General features: G+C 64.9%; 14 protein-coding genes. 9 read left to right on the forward strand and 5 right to left on the reverse strand.

From position 1 onward, the window contains the following. Positions 1 to 208 precede the first annotated feature (208 nt). The gene (locus HNE_RS17305; RefSeq protein ID WP_011648464.1) at positions 209 to 1,102 is read left to right on the forward strand and encodes a DUF3108 domain-containing protein; all 894 of its coding nucleotides are present in this window, start codon (positions 209 to 211) and stop codon (positions 1,100 to 1,102) included. 21 nt (positions 1,103 to 1,123) lie between these two features. Here HNE_RS17305 and HNE_RS17310 read toward each other — a convergent pair whose 3' ends face one another. Then, a complete protein-coding gene (locus HNE_RS17310) occupies positions 1,124 to 2,149 on the reverse strand; it encodes an RluA family pseudouridine synthase (protein ID WP_011648465.1) in 1,026 nt (341 codons plus the stop codon). Between the two features lie 93 nt (positions 2,150 to 2,242). On the opposite strand from HNE_RS17310, the gene HNE_RS17315 reads away from it, so the two are divergent. Next, on the forward strand, positions 2,243 to 3,928 hold the full coding sequence (locus tag HNE_RS17315; RefSeq protein WP_011648466.1) for an alkaline phosphatase D family protein: 1,686 nt from the start codon (positions 2,243 to 2,245) through the stop codon (positions 3,926 to 3,928). Here the strand turns inward: HNE_RS17315 and HNE_RS17320 are convergent. The 3 genes from HNE_RS17320 to HNE_RS17330 form a co-directional block, all read right to left on the reverse strand. Continuing rightward, complete coding sequence (locus HNE_RS17320; RefSeq protein ID WP_011648467.1) at positions 3,925 to 4,683, reverse strand: SDR family NAD(P)-dependent oxidoreductase; 759 nt, start codon at positions 4,681 to 4,683, stop codon at positions 3,925 to 3,927. The genes HNE_RS17315 and HNE_RS17320 overlap by 4 nt on opposite strands. Before the next feature lie 107 nt (positions 4,684 to 4,790). After that, complete coding sequence (locus tag HNE_RS17325) at positions 4,791 to 4,958, reverse strand: YdcH family protein (RefSeq protein WP_035591309.1); 168 nt, start codon at positions 4,956 to 4,958, stop codon at positions 4,791 to 4,793. A 101-nt stretch (positions 4,959 to 5,059) separates the two neighbouring features. Then, the gene (locus HNE_RS17330) at positions 5,060 to 5,746 is read right to left on the reverse strand and encodes a GGDEF domain-containing protein (RefSeq protein WP_011648469.1); all 687 of its coding nucleotides are present in this window, start codon (positions 5,744 to 5,746) and stop codon (positions 5,060 to 5,062) included. 133 nt (positions 5,747 to 5,879) lie between these two features. Here HNE_RS17330 and purE point away from each other — a divergent pair, with 133 nt between their 5' ends. From purE to HNE_RS17365, 7 genes are all read left to right on the forward strand, one after another. Next, positions 5,880 to 6,374 carry a 5-(carboxyamino)imidazole ribonucleotide mutase gene (purE, locus tag HNE_RS17335; RefSeq protein ID WP_011648471.1) on the forward strand — a complete coding sequence of 165 codons (495 nt, stop codon included), beginning with the start codon at positions 5,880 to 5,882 and terminating at the stop codon, positions 6,372 to 6,374. Beyond that, positions 6,371 to 7,450: a 5-(carboxyamino)imidazole ribonucleotide synthase gene (locus HNE_RS17340; RefSeq protein ID WP_011648472.1), complete on the forward strand. Its 1,080-nt coding sequence runs from the start codon at positions 6,371 to 6,373 to the stop codon at positions 7,448 to 7,450. The genes purE and HNE_RS17340 overlap by 4 nt, the downstream gene beginning before the upstream one ends. A 4-nt stretch (positions 7,451 to 7,454) precedes the next feature. Then, positions 7,455 to 8,210, forward strand: a complete 756-nt coding sequence (locus HNE_RS17345) for a creatininase family protein (protein ID WP_011648473.1) — start codon at positions 7,455 to 7,457, stop codon at positions 8,208 to 8,210. Between the two features lie 98 nt (positions 8,211 to 8,308). Further along, the gene (locus HNE_RS17350; RefSeq protein ID WP_011648474.1) at positions 8,309 to 9,040 is read left to right on the forward strand and encodes an ABC transporter ATP-binding protein; all 732 of its coding nucleotides are present in this window, start codon (positions 8,309 to 8,311) and stop codon (positions 9,038 to 9,040) included. Further along, positions 9,037 to 9,795: an ABC transporter permease subunit gene (locus HNE_RS17355; RefSeq protein ID WP_233351949.1), complete on the forward strand. Its 759-nt coding sequence runs from the start codon at positions 9,037 to 9,039 to the stop codon at positions 9,793 to 9,795. Before HNE_RS17350 ends, HNE_RS17355 begins: the two co-directional genes overlap by 4 nt. Positions 9,796 to 9,798: 3 nt before the next feature. Further along, positions 9,799 to 11,694, forward strand: coding sequence for a Gldg family protein (locus HNE_RS17360; RefSeq protein WP_035591312.1), 1,896 nt, complete (start codon positions 9,799 to 9,801; stop codon positions 11,692 to 11,694). After that, positions 11,691 to 12,743, forward strand: a complete 1,053-nt coding sequence (locus HNE_RS17365) for a DUF4340 domain-containing protein (RefSeq protein ID WP_011648477.1) — start codon at positions 11,691 to 11,693, stop codon at positions 12,741 to 12,743. The genes HNE_RS17360 and HNE_RS17365 overlap by 4 nt, the downstream gene beginning before the upstream one ends. Here HNE_RS17365 and HNE_RS18260 read toward each other — a convergent pair whose 3' ends face one another. Then, the gene (locus tag HNE_RS18260; protein WP_049755208.1) at positions 12,744 to 13,394 is read right to left on the reverse strand and encodes a DUF1223 domain-containing protein; all 651 of its coding nucleotides are present in this window, start codon (positions 13,392 to 13,394) and stop codon (positions 12,744 to 12,746) included. Positions 13,395 to 13,490: the final 96 nt, after the last annotated feature.

Here is a 13,490-nt window from a genome sequence, read left to right on the forward strand (position 1 = left end):
TCAACCGCCGCGATCAGGCTTGAGGACTGAGAAATGCGCTCCCATGTCATCCCCTGTCACTTTATGTCAGTGGGCAGGGCCGGGAGAATGCGGCAAGTTCGGGGCCGGAATGGGGACGCTTCGTTCAGGCAGCGTTGGGACAGGGCGACTATATAGACGCAAATGGCTGGCTTTTTGCCGGCCCGACCAAGAAGGACGACCCACCCTCATGAAGCGCCTCCTCCTCGCTGCTGCTGCAACCCTTGCCCTGGCCGGTCTCTCGACGGCCGACACCGCGCCCACGCCTGCCAAAGGCAGCCTGATGGCGAATGTGAAGGCGGGTGAGCCCATGCGCATGATCTACGAGCTGGACGCGCGGGCGATGATCCTGATCATTCCGGCGACCGGCCGGGCGAGCTTCAATGTGGAGCTCAAGCCCAACACCTACACGATCAAGTCGAAGGTGCGCACGACGGGGCTGGCCGACATCTTCGTGAACTATGACATGGAGTTGGCCGCCTCTGGCCATGTGCGCGGCGGGACGCTGAAAACCTCCGGCTATGTGTCTCAGAACCGCGACGGGAAGAAAAACCGGCGCGTCGAGCTGTCTATGAAGAAAGACGGGTTCACGATGAATGCGACGCCTCGCTTCGGAAATCTGGGCGAGCCGCCAGCGACGCAGGAACAGGCGATCCTGGCCAATGATCCGCTGACCGCGCTGATCACCTTCGCGCTGGAGCCGCGTGCCAAGGGCGCCGACCCCTGCGGCGGGCCGATCCGCGTGTTTGACGGGCGCCAGCTGACCTATCTGCATATGAAGAATGCCGGACGGGCAAATGTGAAAAGCCCCGCCTGGAGCGGCGAGGCGATCGAGTGCCATGTGACCATGGACAAGATTGCCGGCTATGACGCCGATGAGCTGGACAAGAATGACACGCTGACCGGAATTTCCGGGCCGCTGCGGATGTATCTGGCACCGCTGGAAAATGGCAGCCACGTGCCGGTGCGCATCGTCGCCGATACCGACAAGGTGGGTAAGGTGACCCTGCAGGCGCGCACCTTGCGGTTTGAACCGCTGGAGACGGCCGCCGCGCAGACCGGCGGCGCGGGCGGGGCGCGGTAGAGGGCGGCCAGCTGGCCTACCTTAATCTACGGGAAGTTTTCGCAGGGCGGCGATCAGTCCCGTCATATCCTCCGGCAGGGGCGCTTCATAGCGCAGGGTCTCGCCGGTGATGGGGTGGACGAAGCCGAGGACGGCGGCGTGCAGGGCCTGGCGGGAGAAGGCGCGGGCGGCGGCGAGGGCTTTGTCGTAGCGCGCTTCGCTGCCCGGCGCTTTCCAGGCCATGATGCCGGCCTGGCGGCCATAGACCGGATCACCGATCAGCGGGGCGCCGGAATGGGCCATGTGAACCCGGATCTGGTGGGTGCGGCCGGTTTCGAGGCGGCATTCGAGCAGCGCTGCGGCGGGGAGCCGGGTGGCGCGGTCCTTATAGCCGAAGGTTTCGACCGCTTTGTAATGGGTGACCGCGTGACGGGCGGCCGGGCTGTCAGGGTTCCGGTGAACCGACATTTTCTTCCGGTCGCTTTCCGAGCGGGCGATGGCGGCTTCGATGGTGCCGGAGAGAGGCCGCGGGGCGCCGCGTGTGACGGCGCGGTAGACGCGATCAATATCGTGACGCTCAAACAGGGCAGCGAGGCCGGTATGGGCGCTTTCGGTCTTGGCGGCGACCATGACGCCGCTGGTGAGCTTGTCGAGCCGGTGGACGATGCCGGGACGCTCGACCCCGCCAATGCCGGATAGCTGACCCTGGCAATGATGGAGGAGCGCGTTGACCAGCGTGCCGGTCTGGCTGCCGGGCGCGGGGTGGACCGCCATGCCAGCCGCCTTGTTGAGGATGACGAGGTGGGCGTCTTCAAAGAGGATTTCGAGCGGGATCGCCTCGGCCTCCGGCATGGCGGGCACCGGCGGCGGCATATTTACCGCATAGACGAGGCCTTTCTTCACCGGCGCGCGGGGATTTGTCTCCACCGCGCCGCCAACGGTAACGGCGCCTTCCTCGATCAGCGTTTTGGCCCGTGAACGGGAAATACCCTCGGCGCGGGCGCCAAGGAACGCATCGAGACGCTGGCCGGCATCGGCTGCCTCGGAAGTGATCACAATCTGGTTCATCGCCGCCTTATAGACGAGGGTTTCACTCCGCGTCATGCTGGTGTCGCAAATTCACGCCATGAGAGCGGCACGCAACCGGGGAGTCCTTGAGAGATGGTACAGGTAACACGTCGCAGCCTTCTGGGCGGAGCAGCATTGGGCACGGTGGCGCTGGCCGCTTGCGGCACAACGGGCCCGCAGACTTATAAAGGCGAAGCCGCCTTCAATCACGGGGTGGCCTCTGGCGACCCCCTGCCCGACCGGATGATCCTCTGGACCCGCGTGACGCCGCTATCGGGCGCCGGGCCGATCCCTGTGCGCTGGGAAGTGCTGCGCGCCGGGCAGGACACGCCCGTTTCCACCGGCGTGACCGAGGCGACCGAAGCAAAGGATTACTGCGTCAAGGTGGACGCTGCCGGCCTGCAGCCGGGCTCTGACTATACCTATCGCTTCACCGCAATGACCGATCACGGCAATGTGGTCTCACCCGAAGGGCGCCTGCGCACCCCGGCGGCAAGTGGCACGACCGCGGTGAACCTGGCGGTTGTCTCCTGCTCCAACTGGCAGTTCGGCCTGTTCAACGCCTATAAGGCGATTGCCGCCGAACCCGGTCTCGACGCGGTCGTCCATCTGGGCGACTATATCTACGAGTATGGCATTGACGGCTATGGCGGAGACATCGCCCAGAAGATCGGCCGCCTGCATGAACCGTCCACGGAGATTGTATCGCTGGCCGATTACCGCCGCCGGCATGCTCAGTACAAGACCGATCCCGACCTTCAGGCCGCCCACGCCGCCGCGCCCTGGATCTGCACCTGGGACGACCATGAAAGCACCAACAACGCCTATCGCACCGGCGCAGAAAACCACAATCCGGAGAATGGCGAAGGCGAATGGAGCGACCGGAAGATGGCCGCCGTGCAGGCCTATTTCGAATGGATGCCGATCCGCGACATCAAGCCGGGCGAAGTGACGTCTGCGGCCTGGCGCAGCTTCCGCTTTGGCGATGTGGCGACGCTGCACGCGCTGGAATCGCGTCTGACCGGACGCTCCGACGAGCTGAGCTGGGGCGACGCGCTGGCTGGCGCGGCTTCTCCGCAGGACGCCATGGCGAAGGCCCAGCAGACGATGCAGGCAGCCGCCGACCCGTCGCGCACGATGCTGGGCGCCGAGCAGGAAGCCTGGCTGAACGGCGAGTTGGCAAACTCGGTAGCCTCGGGCGCGGCCTGGCAGGTTCTGGCCAATCAGGTGATCATGGCGCGCGTGAAACTGCCGGATTTCTCCAAGCTTCTGACGCCTGAGCAGATGGCGGCGCAGGACAATCCGCAGGTTAACGCGTTCCTCGCCTTCACGGCGCTGGGCCTGCCGTTCAACCTGGACGCCTGGGACGGCTTCCCGGCGGCGCGCGAGCGGCTGTATGAGAGCGTGAGCAGCGCGGGCGCGCGGCTTGTGACGCTGACGGGCGACACGCACACTGCCTGGGCGAACGAGCTGTTTGATGCGAGCGAGCAGCGCCGGGGCATCGAGATCGGCTGCACGTCGATCTCCTCGCCCGGCATGGGCGCTTATGTGAAGGATGTGCCGGATCTGGGCGAGCAGATTGCAGACGCCAACAAGGACGTCGTCTGGCACGATCCGTTCGGGCACGGATATACGATGGTGACGCTGACGCCGTCGACCGCGCGCGCCGTGTTCCGCAAGGTGTCGGACATCCTTGCCGGTACATTCAGCACAGAGACGGTTGCCACCTTCGAGGCCAGTGCTGAAGCGGGCGGGGTCTCGGCGCTGAAGGCAGTCTAGTCGAGCACGCCTGACAGCGTGGCGCGGCCACCGTCCATGATCAGGCTTTGCCCGGTCATGAAGGCCGCGTCGCGAGAGGCGAGGAAGAAGGCGGCGCCGGCAATCTCATCGGCAAGCACCGCGCGGCCCAGCGGCACGCGGCCGAGGGACCAGGGCGTCGCCCGTTCCTCGCTGGGGCGCAGGGAGACGATGGCGTTCACACGGATCGTGTGCTCCGCCAGTTCCAGCGCGCCGGCGCGCATGACGCCCTGAATGGCGGCCTGGCTGACGGTATCGGTGAAGCGGCCCGGCATGGAGGCGGCAGCGGCGTAACGCAGCACGAAGGTGATGGAGCCTTTCTGCCGCTTTCGCTCCACCCCGGTTTCCGGGAGGTCTTCCTGTTCCAGAAGGCGCTCGGCGATGACGCGCAAGGCCATGGCGGCGCCGCGGGCGGATTTGCCGAGGGCTTTTTCAAACTTCTCCTGGGCAAAATCGAGCAGCGTGTCAGGGTCTTCATAGGCGGGCACGATGACCGCGTGATCGACGCGGCCGAAGGCTTCGACCGCGGCAGTCACCGCATTGCGCAGGCCGAGGCGGGAATGCAGCTCGCCATGATAGAACTGGACCGCGTCATCGAGCGTATCGCGCGCGGTGTCTATGCGTTCCTGGGAGGGGTCGGCGACAAGGACCTTGTGGCCTTCGTCTTCGAAGCGGCGGGCAATCGCCTCACCCACTTCGCGGCCGAGGCCGAGCACGAGCGTAACTGGCTGGCCCATGGCTCAGACCGCCTCTGAAAAGCGGCTGGATTGGTAGAGCGGCATATGTCCCGTTCCTCTTTTGAGACCTGTTGCGGCCTCCCGAGAAACGGGACTGCCGGAAAGGGCTAGCTGACCTTGAGGTGTCGCAGCTGCTCCTTAACCTTGAGTTTCTGTCGCTTCAAATCCTTGAGGACGAGGCCGTCGGCAGAGGGTCGTTTCTGTTCGTCGGAAATCTTCTCGTCCAGATTGCGGTGCTTCGCAGAGAGTTCACTGATGCGACCGTTGAGCGACATAGGCAGTCTCCTTTCGTCCCCGGCCCGGATTGACCGGTGATGCAAGAATGCCACACTCGTGTAGGGGTGTCATGGGCAGAACTACCTATCTTGCCGCATTTTCACCTTAATGCGCGTCCTTCGGCCTTCCGGCGCGATTTTTCGGCAAACATTGCCTGATCTGCGCGCGCGATGAGCGCGGCCGGGCTCTGGCCGGCATGCCATTCGACAATGCCGCAGGATGCGCCGATCTGGACGGGGGCGAGACCGCCCCCCTCTTCGCCGCGCACTTCCAGCGCATCAATGGCGGCGGCGAGCTGGGCCGCTTTGCGCCGGCTGTCTTCGAGGCTCGCATGGGCGAGCACGATGCCGAATTCGTCCCCGCCGAGGCGGCCGACAATGTCGGTTTCGCGGGTGCGGGCCAGGAGAATGTCGGAAATCTTCAGGAGAACGCTGTCCCCGGCGGCGTGGCCGTAGACGTCGTTCACCTGCTTGAAATTGTCCAGATCGATGAAAATCAGCGTCAAAGGCGTCTGGAAGCGGCCCGACAGCGCAATTTCGCGGCGCACTTCCCGCTCGAAAGCCCGGCGGTTGAAGACCGGGCAGAGCGCGTCATTATCGGCCAGCAGCGCGGCGTCCGCCAAGCTGGCCCGTAGCGTGTCGGCCTCTTCGCGCAGAACGATGACTTCTTCGGCGAGCGCCTCGATGGCCGCGCGGGCGCGCAGGTCCAGACGGGCAAGGTCAACCCCCAGCGCGTCCAGCAGGGCGCGCTTTTCAGCTTCGGTGAGCTCCGGGGTGTCAGTTGCCATGTGTTAACACTAACTTTGTTCGCTTCGCTTGTAGAGAGCCCGTTCACGGGGCGCGCCAACTTTCCCCTCACAGGAGCGGTTGACGGTCAGCAGCGCGCTCTTATGGTGCGCGCTTTCCAGCGGCGAGGCAGGCATGAACAAGGCGCGCTCTCCGGTCGTGGGCATCATCATGGGCAGCCAGTCGGACTGGCCGGTGATGCGCGAGGCCGCGAAGATACTCGAAGATATGGGCGTCGCTTTCGAAGCGAAGATCGTTTCGGCGCACCGCACGCCCCAGCGGCTGGTCGAATATGCGACCACTGCCAAGGATCGCGGGTTGAAGGTGATCATCGCCGGCGCGGGCGGGGCAGCCCACCTGCCGGGCATGGCCGCTTCGATGACGCCCCTGCCCGTTCTGGGCGTGCCGGTTCAGTCCAAGGCGCTTAAAGGCCTCGATAGTCTTCTCTCTATTGTGCAGATGCCCAAGGGCGTTCCGGTGGGCACGCTGGCCATTGGCGAAGCGGGCGCGGCCAATGCGGGCATTCTGGCGGCCTCGATCATTGCGCTGCAGGACGACGCGGTGGCCGCAAAGCTGGACGCGTTCCGCACGGCGCAGACCGAGAGCGTGAAAGAGGTTCCCGAGGAATGAGCCCGCTTCGCCCCGGCGCGACGATCGGGATATTGGGCGGCGGGCAGCTTGGCCGGATGCTGGCGAGCGCGGCCGCGCAGCTTGGCTTTGATGTGCTGATCTATTCGCCCGAAGATGATCCGCCGGCAGGTCGTGTCGCGGCGGGGGCCTTTCAGGCCGACTGGGACGACGCCGAGGCGCTGACCGAGTTTGCCCAGGCCTGCGATGTGATCACGCTGGAATTTGAAAATGTGGCGGTCGCGAGCGTTGAGGTGATCGAGAAGACCGGAAAGCGCGTGCTGCCGGGGGCGAAGTCTCTCTCCGTGTCTCAGGACCGGATGACCGAGAAGACCTTTCTCAACGCGCACGGCATCCCCACAGCGCCGTTCCGCGAGATTAATTCGGCGGCTGATATTTCCGCCGCTTTGGCGAGCCTCGGCGGCAAAGGCGTGTTGAAGACGCGCCGCGAAGGCTATGACGGCAAGGGGCAGGCCTGGGTTTACGATGCGGCCGAAGCCGAAAAGGCCTGGGCGAAGATTGGCGCGATGCCGGCGATCCTGGAAGGCGCCATCGCATTTGAGTGCGAAATCTCGGTGCTGGTGGCGCGCAGCGTTACAGGCGAAACGACCAGCTGGGCGCCGCCGCGCAACAGCCATGAGAACGGGATTCTCGCGCGCTCGGTTGTGCCGTCTGGCCTCAGCAAAGCGGTGGAAGACGAAGCGCGCGCCAAGGCGATGCATCTGGCCGATGAGCTGGGCCATGTGGGCGTTCTGGCGCTGGAGTTTTTTGTTTTGCCGGATGGCACGCTGCTGGCCAACGAATTTGCGCCCCGCGTGCACAATTCCGGCCATTGGACGCCTGAAGCCTGCCAGACCGGGCAGTTCGAGCAGCATATCCGCTGCGTGGCCGGTTGGCCGCTGGGGGATACGCACCGGCTGTTTGATGCCGAGATGGCGAACCTGATCGGTGACGAGGGGCTGGTTGACCCGGCAACGCTCAAGGCGAATGATGTTTTGACCCTTTACGGCAAGCGCGAAGCCCGGCCCGGACGCAAGATGGGCCATATCACGCGCCGCCTTGGCCCACGAAAGGACTAGACCCATGCGCCTTCCCGTTTCCACCTGGCCCGACATTGAAGCCTGGCTGACCAAATCAAAGACCATCGTGATCCCCATCGGCTCTTTCGAGCAGCATGGACCCAACGGCTTCATCGGCACCGATGCTCTGTGCCCGGAAATCATTGCCAATCATGCCGAAAGCCTGGCGCCCGATGACATTCTCATCGGGCCGACCTTTGCCGTGGGCTGCGCGCAGCACCACCTTGGCTTTCCCGGCACGGTGACCCTTCGCCCCTCGACCATGATCGCTTCAATGGTGGACTGGACCGAGAGCCTGATGCGGCATGGCTTTGAGCGGCTCTACTGGCTGAACGGGCATGGCGGCAACATTGCGACCATCGAGGCGGCGTTCTCCGAGATCCATGCGCGGCGCAGCTTTGATCCGCGCGGGGCGGACAATCGCCCCGGCCTGACGCTGAAGCGGCGGGACTGGTGGGATTTTCGCGACGTGATGAGCACGGTGAACCAGCTCTACCCCACAGGCCATGGCAGCCACGCGACGGCGTCGGAAGTCTCCGTCACCTATTGGGGATACCCGGAGCGGGAACGCAGCAGCACGAAGATGACCCCGAAGATTGCCCCGACAGGGACGATTGGCGACGCGGTGCAGTATCGCCGCGACTTTCCCGATGGCCGCATCGGCTCTGACCCGACCCAGTCGAACATCGAGGATGGCGGGAAGATCGTGGCCGTGGCGGCCAAATGCGTGCTGGAAGAGGTCGCGCGGTTTTCGGCGTGAGCGCCGCTGACATGAAACGCCCGTAATCTCTGAGGCTTCGGCTTTGACCTTGGCGCGATGCCCGCTATCAGGGGGAGACGTGAACGCGCGGGACATTCATGCTGGACGTCAGATCGCTCGAAAAAGCCTATGGCAGCAAACAGGCCGTGCGCGGCATATCCTTTGCCGTGGAGAAAGGCACCGTGCTGGGCTTTCTAGGGCCTAACGGCGCGGGCAAATCGACCACGATGCGGATGATTGCCGGGGTGCTGGAGCCGGATGTCGGCGACGTGCTGATCGACGGGAAATCCATCATTTCGGATCGCCGCGCCGCGCAGGCCGCGCTGGGATACCTGCCCGAAGGCGCGCCGCTGTATAATGACATGACGCCCCCCGAGTTTCTGGCCTTCCTGGCCAGCGCGCGGCAGATTCCCAAAGGCCAGCGCAAGAACGCCATTGAGCGCACGATTGCCGATGCGCGGATTTCCGGCGTGCTGGGCCAACGCATCGGCGCGCTTTCCAAAGGCTATCGCCGCCGCGTGGGACTGGCCGGCGCTATCCTGCACGATCCGCCCGTGCTGGTGCTGGACGAGCCGACCGATGGCCTCGACCCCAACCAGAAACGCGCCGTGCGTGCGCTGATCGCCCGGATGGCACCCACCAAGGCCATCATCATTTCCACCCACACCCTGACCGAAGTGCCCGCGATGTGTCACCGCGCCGTGCTGGTGGACCGGGGACAGCTTGTGGCCGATGACACGCCCGAAGGCCTTGCCCGGCGCTCTGATGAAGGCTCGCTGGAAAGCGCCTTTGCCCGCCTGACCGATCAGGTGGAGGAGGCAACGCTGTGATCAGCATCCTCCGCCAACAGATGAGCGGATTTACCGCCACCTATCGCCGTGAACTGAACGCCTATTTCGCCACGCCCATGGCATATGTGTTTCTTGCCGTGTTCCTGCTGGCGCTGGGCCTCTTCACCTGGGAAGCCGCGCGGTTTTTTGATTCGGGCGTGGCAGACCTGCAGCCCTTCTTTGCCTGGCATCCCTGGCTTTACATGATTTTCCTGCCCGCGCTCGCCATGCGCCTCTGGGCGGATGAACGCGCGGCCGGGACAGATGAGCTTCTCCTTTCCCTGCCCCTGGGTTTGCCGGGGCTGGTGCTGGGAAAACTCTGCGCGGCCTGGACTGTGGCGGGGACGGGCCTGCTGCTGACGCTGCCGATGTGGCTGTCTGTGAACTATCTGGGCAATCCGGACAATGCCGCGATCGCGCTGACCTATTTGGTCAGCCTGCTGATGGCGGGGGCGTATCTCTCCATCGGGGCGGCGGTGTCGGCCCTGACGGGCAGTCAGGTGACAGCGTTCGTGATCTCGGTGGTGATCGCCTTTGTGTTCACCGCAGCGGGCTGGCCGCTGGTGCTCTCCACGGTGCAGGCATTGTTCGGGACCGGCTTTGCCGATCTGATCGCGCGGTTCTCCTTCATCACGCAGTTTGAGAGCGCCCAGCGGGGCGTATTGGAGCTGCGTGTGGTGGCATACTTTCTGGGCTTTACGGCGACCTTCGCGTTTCTCAACTGCCTCTGGGCATCGCGCCGGAGGCTTGGCTGAAAGATGAAGGCGCGCCGCTATCTGGTTTTGATGACGCTGCTGGCGGGGATTGTCCTGCTGGCCGGGAACATTGCGGCGCAAAGACTGCTGGCGGGCGCGCGGCTCGATTTCACCGAGGGCAAGCTCTACACGCTTTCTGATGCGACCCGCGTGACGCTGCGCGATCTGGCCGAGCCGGTGGAGATCACCTACGTTTACTCCCGGCGCGTGGGACAGGACTATCCGGCGATCCAGGCCCATGCGGCGCGCGTGCGGGAGCTGCTGGCGACCTATGCAGCGGCTTCCGGCGGAAATGTCCGCGTGCGGGAGATTGATCCCAAGCCGTTTTCCGAAGCCGAGGACGAAGCCCTTGCCGCTGGCATCAGCGCCATTCCCGCCTCGGGCAATGATCCGCTCTATTTCGGCATCATCGGGCGCAACGCAATTGACGATCTGCGCCTCATCCCGTTCCTGGCGCCCGAGCGGGAAACGACGCTGGAATATGACCTGACACGGATGATTGCGCGGCTGGACAATCCCGAACCACCGCGTGTGGGCATCATCAGCTCCCTGCCCGGCATGAAGGCGCTGGACGGGGAAAGCGGCTATGTCGTTTTGCAGGACATCGGGCGCAGCTTTAGCGTGGAGCAGATCCCGGATGATTTCGGGTCGTTGCCAGAAATGGATGTGCTGCTTGTGGCCCATCCCGGCACGCTCACGGCGCGGCAGGAATGGCTGATCGACCAGTTCATTCTGCGGCAGGGGCGCGCGATCTTCGTGGTCGACCCCGCAGCGAAGACGGCGCTGTCCGGTGCGATGTTTTCGGCGACCGACTCGCTGGCGCGCTCCAGCCTCGGGCGGCTCGGCGCGGTCTGGGGTGTGGAACTTGCGCCGCAGGCGGTGGCAGACGCGGCCAACGCGCTTACCGTACCGGTGGAGTCGTTTACCGGGCGCGTGGATGAGGTTGCCCACCCGCTGTTTGTCGGCGTGCCCGCCGAAACGATGAGCCGGAACGATCCGATCACGGCAGACCTGATGCGCGTGGTGAATTTTGGCGCGCCGGGGGCGTTGATCCAGGGAAGCCTTCCTGAGGGCGTAATATTGGCGCCGCTGATCACGACCGGGCCGAGCCCCTCCTTCATCGATCCGGCACGCGCCGCGCGCGACATGGCGGCAGATGAGGTCTTACAAAGCTACATGACCGAAGCGGCGCCGCTGGTGATGGCGGCGCGCCTGTCGGGCCGCTTGCCGAGCGCCTTTCCCAATGGGGCGCCTGCGATGGACGAACCCTCCGACGCAAGCGACCTTGAGGCTGCAAAGGCCGAGGCCGCGAGCCTGCCCCCGCATATTGCCGCCAGCGAGACACCGGCCGAAGTGGTGATGATTGCTGACGCGGACTTTCTGGCGGATGATTTCTATGTGGTGCCGGGCTCGGGCATGGTGGTGGCGGACAATGGCGCGCTGCTGCTGAATGCCATCGACGCGCTGGCGGGCCGGGGCGAGCTGTCGCGGCTTCGCTCCCGCGCGGCAAGCCTGCGGCCGATGGTGCGTATCGAGACGATGCGTGACGCGGCAGAGACGCAATACTTCCGCCAGCAATCGGAGCTGGAAGCGCGCCTCTCCACGGCGCAGGCACGCTTGAGCGAGCTGCAGTCGAGCGCTTCAGGCGACGGTTTCTTCGCAGGCGATCCCGAAGCCGAGCTCACGGCCGATGAACGGGCGGAGCTGTCTACCCTGCGCGAAGACATTCTGACCATTCGCGCGAGCCTGCGCGATATTGAACGCGACTATCGCCGGGACATCGATGCGCTGGAGGCCACCCTCAAGGCGATCAATATCTGGGGCGGGCCTTTGCTGGTGACGCTGGCGGGCATTCTGGTCTGGCGCCGTCAGGCCAAAAAGCGGCGGGGCGCCGCATGACCGCGCTGAGAAACCAGCACAGGGCCTTCCGGGTCAAGGTGATGGGCGCGGTTGCCGGCGCGCTCGTGCTCGCCGCCATTGGCAGCCAGTTTCTGGGCGCGCCCGCGGCGCCACGCAGTGATCTCCAAGGCGAGCCCGTACTGCCAGGATTTGCCGCAACGCGTGCGGCAGCGGCAGAAATCCGCATCACGCTGGCTGACGAGAGCTATACCCTGTTTTCAACGCCGGGCGGCTGGCGCCTTGAGGGGACCGATGGCTATCCCATCCGCGCCGACCGGCTGGACGAGCTGGCCGGGGGCCTGGAAACGCTGGCCTGGGACGTGCCCCGCACGCGCGATCCCGGCAAGATGAACGCCATTGGTCTTGGCGACCCACGCGAAGGCGGCAATGGCGCCCTGGTGGAAGTGATCGGCGCCGACGGGAACGTCTCCGCAGCGCTTCTGACCGGCCGCAAGGATGAGTACATCTATGTGCGCCGTCCCGGTGAGATGCAGGCCTACCGGGTGACCGGCACGCTGCCACCGCTCTACACGGCTGAAGCCTGGCTCGATCTCGACATCATTGATCTCAATGCGGACGCAGTCTCTGCCGTGCGCCTGACGGATGCGACCGGCGCGTCGATGTTCCTTCAGCGGACAATCGGATCGGATGACCGGGCTTTCCTCCCTGCCCCGCCCTATGAGAATTACGAGCTGGTGAACCGGCTGGCGACAACCGGGCCTGCGCTGGCGCTCACGCGGTTTCAGCCGGTTGGCGTGCGCCCGGCAGGTGAGCTGAAGACGCGGCCGCGCGGCCGGCATATCACGCAGACGCATGACGGGCTGGAAGTGGAGGCGCGGCCCTATCGCGAGGCGGATGGCTATTATGTGACTCTGCGCGCGATCGAAGCCGGCGAAGGCGCCCATCGCGGCGCCGCCATCAATGAACGGGCCAAGGGCTGGGCGTTTCAGGTGTCAGAGATCGACTGGATGGATTTTGCCCCGGCCGTGTCGGAGATTGCGCGCCCGCCTGAAGATGTCACACCGGACGGCGAAACGCCCGAAGAGTGATCAGCGCACGTCCATGACGGTGAGGACCGGGCCAAAGCCGGCTTCCTGAACGATCAGCATGCAGCCCGATTCGCAGGCCGGCAGGTCGATGTCAGCGCGGCCGCCGAGCCAGGGGCCGATCTGACGGGCAGAGGTCACGGGATTTGGCATCTTGGTGGGATTGTCTTCGTCGGTCAGATAGGTGACCCACCAGAGATCAGTGAGGCTGGCGGTTTCCCCTTTCAGCGAGACCTTGCCGGTCTTGCTGACAAGGCGGATGCCGGATTCAGGAAGGGTCATCGCCTTTCCCAGCGCCGCGCCTACCTTGCTTGCCTTGTTGCCGGGCGCCTGCTCGGCGCCGTTGAAGACGGCCTGCGGCGTATAGGGCCCGCGCAGGGAGAACCGCTCGACATACCCGCGCTGGCGGTCTTTCGACTCCGGCAAGGCCATCTTTTCCTTGCTGCCGAGATAGTCCCAGTAATCGACCGGCCAGGTCAGCACCAGCACGTCATCGCGCTGCGCTTCCAGCTCGTCCATCGCCCGGTAGGCCGCCGGGCAGGACCGGCAGTTCTTGGAGGCAAAAAGTTCAACCAGAACCGGGCCGTCTGCATGCGCCGAAGGCGCCGCAAACGCAGCCAGTAGCAGGACGAACAGGGCGGGCAGTCGCATCATCACAGGCCGCTTATATGCTCTGGGGCAACATGCCGACAGTCACAGCCGCGTGAGAGGCTGTAAAAAGCCCGCCGCGGGCTGATCCTGCGGCGGGCC

Origin of the sequence: Hyphomonas neptunium ATCC 15444 (assembly GCF_000013025.1) — a bacterium.
Classification (GTDB): domain Bacteria; phylum Pseudomonadota; class Alphaproteobacteria; order Caulobacterales; family Hyphomonadaceae; genus Hyphomonas; species Hyphomonas neptunia.

Coding starts and splice junctions, on each gene's coding strand:
- HNE_RS17305 (WP_011648464.1), top strand. CDS start 209: ATGAAGCGCCTCCTCCTCGCTGCTGCTGCAACCCTTGCCCTGGCCGGT.
- HNE_RS17345 (WP_011648473.1), top strand. CDS start 7,455: ATGCGCCTTCCCGTTTCCACCTGGCCCGACATTGAAGCCTGGCTGACC.
- HNE_RS17310 (WP_011648465.1), bottom strand. CDS start 2,149: ATGAACCAGATTGTGATCACTTCCGAGGCAGCCGATGCCGGCCAGCGT.
- HNE_RS17340 (WP_011648472.1), top strand. CDS start 6,371: ATGAGCCCGCTTCGCCCCGGCGCGACGATCGGGATATTGGGCGGCGGG.
- HNE_RS17330 (WP_011648469.1), bottom strand. CDS start 5,746: ATGGCAACTGACACCCCGGAGCTCACCGAAGCTGAAAAGCGCGCCCTG.
- purE (WP_011648471.1), top strand. CDS start 5,880: ATGAACAAGGCGCGCTCTCCGGTCGTGGGCATCATCATGGGCAGCCAG.
- HNE_RS17360 (WP_035591312.1), top strand. CDS start 9,799: ATGAAGGCGCGCCGCTATCTGGTTTTGATGACGCTGCTGGCGGGGATT.
- HNE_RS17350 (WP_011648474.1), top strand. CDS start 8,309: ATGCTGGACGTCAGATCGCTCGAAAAAGCCTATGGCAGCAAACAGGCC.
- HNE_RS18260 (WP_049755208.1), bottom strand. CDS start 13,394: ATGATGCGACTGCCCGCCCTGTTCGTCCTGCTACTGGCTGCGTTTGCG.
- HNE_RS17325 (WP_035591309.1), bottom strand. CDS start 4,958: ATGTCGCTCAACGGTCGCATCAGTGAACTCTCTGCGAAGCACCGCAAT.
- HNE_RS17365 (WP_011648477.1), top strand. CDS start 11,691: ATGACCGCGCTGAGAAACCAGCACAGGGCCTTCCGGGTCAAGGTGATG.
- HNE_RS17320 (WP_011648467.1), bottom strand. CDS start 4,683: ATGGGCCAGCCAGTTACGCTCGTGCTCGGCCTCGGCCGCGAAGTGGGT.
- HNE_RS17315 (WP_011648466.1), top strand. CDS start 2,243: ATGGTACAGGTAACACGTCGCAGCCTTCTGGGCGGAGCAGCATTGGGC.